Raw genomic sequence first — 6,579 nt, 5'->3', positions numbered from 1 at the left:
GGGGGCGTGGCGAAATTGGTAGACGCACTGGATTTAGGTTCCAGCGCCGCAAGGTGTAAGAGTTCGAGTCTCTTCGCCCCCACCATTGAAAAAAGCAAGACGATGATCTTGCTTTTTTTATGATTAAATCCAAAGGGTTTAATTGCACATATAGAGGATTGGTGTAATGGTAGCATGACGGTCTCCAAAACCGTTCGTCAAGGTTCGAATCCTTGATCCTCTGCCAAGATTCAAAAAGCTCCTGTTGAGGGAGCTTTTTTTGTCTCGTATATTTTTCTAATTAAATTTTCTTAAAAATTATTACTTATATTAAATAAAATTTAATTTCATACAGACTAATCTGTATAAAGTATTTTTACTTTGTTAATGTTTTGTTAAAATATGATTAATTAAAGTAAATTTTGATTTGATTTATATGTTGAACTATAAAAAATTTAATAAAAGCGTCTTATTCATCTGCTTATCGCTAATGGGGGGCTTAAGTTATGCTGCGGACTCAGGTGATCCGATTGGCCAGAGAATTCAGGCTGACCAAACCATTCGACAACAACAGCGTGACACTGCATTAGAAAAACAAATTCAGCCGAATGTAAACGTCAATCTAGGGCAAGAACAAAATAAGATTTCAGCTCAGCAATTACAATATTTACGTTCTAACAGTGAAACCCCTTGTTTTGAAATTAAGAAAATACTTTTAGAAGGTGTAGAAGCCCATCAATTTATATCAGATTTTAATGTTATTACGACTGGCAAGAACAATATTATTGGAAGATGTTTAGGGGTAAATGGACTAAACCAAGCCCTTGATCTTGTACAAAATAAAATTATAGCAAACGGTTATGTAACCACACGAGTTTTGCTTCCTCAACAAAATATTGCATCTGGTACGGTGCGTGTTCGTGTTATTCCAGGACGAGTGGATCAGATTAAGTTTGCTGAGAGTACTTCTAAACGTGCACATTTATGGAATGCTTTACCAATGAAGTCTGGTGAGCTGTTAAATATTCGTGATATGGAACAAGGTTTAGAAAACTTTAAACGAGTGCCAACGGTTGAAGCTGACTTTAAAATCCAGCCAGCAGAACAAAAAAAAGAACCAGGCTATAGTGATGTGGTTTTGGCTTGGCAACAGGTTAAACCTTATCGCTTACATATAGGGGTTGATGATTCAGGGAGTGAGGCGACAGGAAAATATCAAGGTACAGCGACTTTATCACTTGATCATGTGCTGACTTTAAATGATCTGTTTTATGTCAGCTATAACCATGATTTAGGCGGTGGAAACTCTGGTAAACATGGTACTGATGGCTTTTATGCAAGTTATACTATTCCATTTGATTATTGGCTATTTTCAACCAGTTATAGTCGCTCTAATTACTTGCAAACAGTCGCTGGAAGTAGTGAAACTTACCAATACAGTGGTAAAAGCGAACTCATTAATGCAGACTTATCACGAGTAATTTATCGAGATGCACACCGGAAAACAACTTTAGGTTTTGGGGGGTGGTATCGTGAATCACAAAACTATATTAATGATGTAGAAGTTGAAGTACAACGCCGTAAAACTGCGGGTTGGAAAACAACTCTTGATCATATCGAATATTTTTCTAATGCTACTTTAAGCGGCAATCTGACTTATAAACGTGGTACAGGTTGGTTGAATGCGATGAGAGCACCAGAAGAAGACTTTGGTGAAGCTTATACGCGTGTGGGGATTTTACAAGCCAATGCCAGTTTACAAGTTCCTTTTAAAGTAGGTCAGCAAAATCTGCAATATCTAGCTGAATGGCGTACTCAACACAGCAATCAACCTTTAACTCCTCAAGACAGATTTTCAATTGGAAACCGTTATACCGTAAGAGGTTTTGATGGTGAGCAAACTTTATTGGCCGATAATGGATTTCTAGTTCGCAATGAACTGAGTGGCTCAATCATGAATAAACCCCACTCTTGGTACGCAGGTATCGATTACGGAGAGGTTGGTGGAAAAACTGCATATTATCCGAATCCTTTACCAGGCACGAGTTTATTAGGTGCAGTTATTGGGTTGCGTGGTCAAATTGCTCCCTTGCGTTTGAATTATGACGCCTTTGTCGGAGCGCCGTTGAAAAAACCAGATCACTTCGAAACAGATGATTACACGACTGGATTTAGTGTGAACTGGACTTATTAATACATCCTCTCCCAATTACATATTTATTTGATTACATAAAAAATTTAGTGAGACTTTAAAGTGAATAAGAATCGTTATCGTATTATTTTTAGCCATGCTCGTGGGATGTTTATTGCTGTTGCCGAGATTGTAAAAAGCAAAACCAAGCAAGCAGGGCAAAGTCAGGGGGTATCTGGAACAGATTCGACGACAGTCTCGGTTCTACCTATTCATTATAAGAAGTTAAATCCACTCAACTTTGCTGTGATTGGCTGTTTGGGAGCATTGGTGATTATTTTGCCAATGAGCAGTGTGGCTGAAACCCAGATTAGTGCAGATAAAGGCGCGCCAACATCGCAGCAGCCAACAATTTTAACTAGTGCAAATGGGACGACTCAGGTCAACATTCAGACACCAAGCGCTGGTGGTGTTTCACGTAATACTTATACTCAGTTTGATGTTGGGCAAGAAGGTGCCATTTTAAATAACTCACGAAATAACACCCAAACTCAATTAGGAGGCTGGGTGCAAGGTAACCCATGGCTTGCAAAAGGCGAAGCCAAAGTTATTTTGAATGAAGTGAATAGTAATAATCCAAGTCAACTCAAAGGCTATATTGAAGTTGCCGGAAAACAAGCACAAGTTGTTATTGCGAATCCATCTGGTTTGATCTGTGATGGCTGTGGTGTGATTAATGCAGATCGCTTTACTTTAACTACGGGTCAAGCGGTGATGAATCAAGGTTATCTTGAATCATTCCGTGTCCGCGAGGGGCAAGTCACGATTGATGGTAAAGGCTTAAACGGAAGTTTAACCCCTTATACAGATATTTATGCGCGTGCTTTAAAAGTCAACGCTGGCCTATATGCAAATGAACTCAATACGGTACTTGGACAAAATGATATTCAAGTCAAAGACCAAGTAGCTCCTCAAATCACGGCAACAACAGGTCCCACAACAACGCCTCCGCCAAACTTTGCTTTAGATGTAGGCCAACTCGGTGGGATGTATGCTGGAAAAATCTTTTTGGTGGGAACAGAGCAAGGGCTAGGTGTACGTAACGCAGGTACGATAAATAGTACTCAAGGGACTCTGACGCTAAATGCAAATGGTGATTTGGTCAATAATGGTAACTTGATCGCGAATAAAGATCAGGTACAGCTGAAAGCTCAAAATATTCAAAATACCGGTAATGTAAGTAGTGCAACTTCACAAACTTCTATTGAGAGTCAAAATCTAGATAACTCTGGTTTAATCAGTAGTGCTGATGAGTTACATCTTCAAAACGAAAGTAAGATGAGCAATAGCGGCACCTTAAATGCTGCTCGAATAGCCATTACCTCTACTACACTAAAAAATATTGGTTCTATTGAACAAACAGGTTTGCAAGGACTTGATTTAAAGTCCGGTTCAATGACCAACCTAGGTGGTAAAATTGGAGTTGCCAAGAGTAATACGAGTGGTGGTACAGCTGGAAATAGCTCTGGTAATACAGGTAGTACGGTAATAGTTCCAACGGTTCCTGTTGATTCGGCACAGGATGGAGGAAGTCTGGGGGTTGTTTCTCCAATAGATACCACTCCAAAAACTTATGATATTGGCTTCATTCATGTTTCGGGTGTATTGGGTAATGATCAGGGAACGATCATTGCCAATGGCGGTGTCGATTTAGAGAGTCAAAATGGTTTGGATAACCAAGGTGGGCAACTGAATTTAGGTACTGTCACCATTAAAGGCAGCAACTTCAATAATGATCTAGGCCAATTGAATGTTAAACAGGCCGATATTCAAACGCTAGATTTTACCAACCAACAAGGTCAGTTCGCATCGAGTAGCACACTAAAAATTCAAAGTCAGAATGCTAATAACCAAAGTGGTAAGATCCAGTCAATTGGGCAGCTTGATTTAGCTATAGGCAGTGAATTAAATAACAGTAAGGGCTACATTGCTAGTAGTGACAATGTTCAGGTAAGTGCAGGCGATTTAAGCAATCAGTTTGGTGTGATTTATTCAGAAAACCAATCTGTAAATATCAAAGCCAACCAAGCGATTGATAATACAGAGGGGTTTATACAGGCAAAAACTGATTTAAATTTAAATAGCCAAGCGCTGAATAATACATCTGGGCACATCATAGGCAATCAAATTAAACAACAACATGGCACTGTCAATAATAGCCAAGGAGCTATTATTGCCAAGCAAAATTTAAACAGTACTGCTCAGCAATTTGACAATGATCAAGGGCAATTACAAGCAACAACTGTTCAGTTGCAACATGATCAGCTTAAAAATACTGGTGGTATTTATGCAGATAAGAATTTAACGGTTACAGGAAAAGATATTCAAAATTCTGGTTCTTTTGCGGCTGGGGAGAATGTAAAAATCACAAGCTCAGCATTAGAACATGCACAGAATGGTTTAATTGCCGCTGGCCTAGATCGTGAAGGTAAATTAGCTGATACAGGTATGCTTACGATCAATGTGGATCGAGCGGATTTACATGGTCAAACATTCGCAGGTGGCAATATACAGGTGGATGCAACTAGAACGATTAATGCAGCGCAGGGACAATTACAATCGAAGACGATTGCACTGAACGCGGGTACTGATATTTCAACTCAGGCAGCGACAGTTGTTGCTCAAGATCAACTCAAACTGACCAGCCAGAATCTGATCAATAATCAGCAAGGACAGTTAAATAGTCAGGATATTATTCTTTCTGCTCAACAACTAGATAATAGCCAAGGGAAAATTCAGCATACTGGAAATAACGAATTCACTCTGTACTTTGTAAATGGTCTAAATAATAAATCAGGTGAAATTAGTAGTAATGCAGTTTTAATGCAGTTAAATACTTCTATTCTAAACAATGAAGCAGGCCAAATTATTCACTCTGGAAATCAGCAATTGAATATCAATAGTAATCAATTGCAGGGAGCCCAAGGTAAGATTCTGAGTAATGGACAATTAGTGTTAGCTACAGAGCAAGCGATACTAGATGGTGCTATTACATCAGCAGATCAAATTAATATTACCGCGTATAACTTGAGCCACCAAAAAGGGCAAATGATCCAACGCGGAACATTAAAACCGCTTACATTAGCCATTACAGATCAAATCAATAACCAGTTAGGATTTATTCAAAGTCCAACCGCACTTTATATTACTGCGGGTAGCTTAAATAATCAGGGCGGTCAGCTAAGTTCTGCAGCGGAGCATGATTTACAGCTTGATGTGGCAGGTTTACTCGATAACAGCCAATCAGGTCAAATTTATGCAGGTCTGAACAATAATATTCATGCTAGTTCTATCAATAACAGTATGGCTGGGAAAATCTCTGCACAGAATGCTTTGACTTTAACAAGCTTAGGGCTCATCAATAACAACTCTGGAAAAATCATTGCAAATGCTGATGTTGGCATTTCTTCTCAAGGACTTAATAATGATGCAGGTGAAATTGGTTCAGTAGAAGGCAAATTAATACTAAATGCTGGTACAGGAGTATTGAGCAACCAGTCAGGCACTTTACAGTCAGGCAAAGATATCAAGGTTCAGGCAGGTCAGTTAAAGACCCAGTCCGGCTTGATCAATGCCCAGGGTTCGATAGAGGTGACGGCAGGTCAGGACATTGATAACAGTTCAGGCCAGATCATTGCGAACAAGGCGGTACAGCTGAGCAGTCAGGGTCTGGCGAACAATGCAGGGCAGATTGGCAGTGTTGAAGGTACTGTGAATATTGATGCCGGTACAGGGGTGTTAAGTAACCAGCAAGGCAAGCTTCAGTCTAGTCAGGACCTGACATTAAAGGCACAAGGAATTGATAACCAGTCCGGCCTGATCGCAACGCAAGCCAAACTGGATATGCAGCAACAGTGGCTGAATAACAGCAAGGGCCAGATTCTTTCGGGCAGCGCCTTAACGTTTGTTGGACAGGACCTTATCAACCAGGGTGGTTTATTACAAAGTGGAGCCGATCTGAACTTTAAGCTCAGTGGCCTGTTTGATAATAGCCAGTCAGGGCAACTGTACAGTGGCGGGAACACCGAGATACAGGCGGGTTCGGTTAAAAATAGTGAGCAGGGCAAGATCAATGCACAGGGTGTATTGAACATTGATGCTGTACAAGGCATTAATAATACCCAAGGCGTGATGGCTTCAACCCAGCAGATGTCATTGAAGAGTCAGGGCTTGCAAAATGATGGCGGTCAGATCGGTACGGAACAAGGTGATGTACTGATCCAGACGGGTGGCTTATCGCTGAATAATGGTTCAGGTGCTATCCAGTCTGGGAAAACCCTGACGCTTGATGTGAACAGTTTAAATAACAGTGGTGTAATCAGTGCTCTGGATCGACTGACGTTAAATAGTCAGGGCGATGTGACGAATGACCACGGGAAGCTCTTGTCGAACAAGCAACTTCAGGTGAG

Annotated in this window: 2 protein-coding genes and 2 tRNA genes; all 4 read left to right on the top strand. The window is 40.4% G+C overall.

The genetic code is table 11. The annotated features are described in order from the left end of the window. Window positions 1-85 (top strand) — tRNA-Leu (locus MKL35_RS04080). Window positions 86-152: 67 nt separating this feature from the next. Beyond that, window positions 153-226, top strand: a tRNA-Trp gene (locus MKL35_RS04075). Between the two features lie 189 nt (window positions 227-415). Further along, on the top strand, window positions 416-2,173 hold the full coding sequence (locus MKL35_RS04070; RefSeq protein ID WP_032010174.1) for a ShlB/FhaC/HecB family hemolysin secretion/activation protein: 1,758 nt from the start codon (window positions 416-418) through the stop codon (window positions 2,171-2,173). A 60-nt stretch (window positions 2,174-2,233) separates the two neighbouring features. Then, window positions 2,234-6,579 (top strand): two-partner secretion domain-containing protein (locus MKL35_RS04065; RefSeq protein ID WP_270912881.1); only part of this gene is annotated, 4,346 nt, incomplete at its 3' end.

It is taken from the genome of Acinetobacter sp. AOR41_HL (genome assembly GCF_027854645.1).
GTDB classification, from domain to species: Bacteria; Pseudomonadota; Gammaproteobacteria; order Pseudomonadales; family Moraxellaceae; genus Acinetobacter; species Acinetobacter nosocomialis.
This window is presented reverse-complemented; position numbering and strand designations above follow the sequence as displayed.

Excerpts from the sequence above, each read along its gene's own strand:
- MKL35_RS04070 (WP_032010174.1), top strand. The coding sequence starts at position 416 with ATGTTGAACTATAAAAAATTTAATAAAAGCGTCTTATTCATCTGCTTA.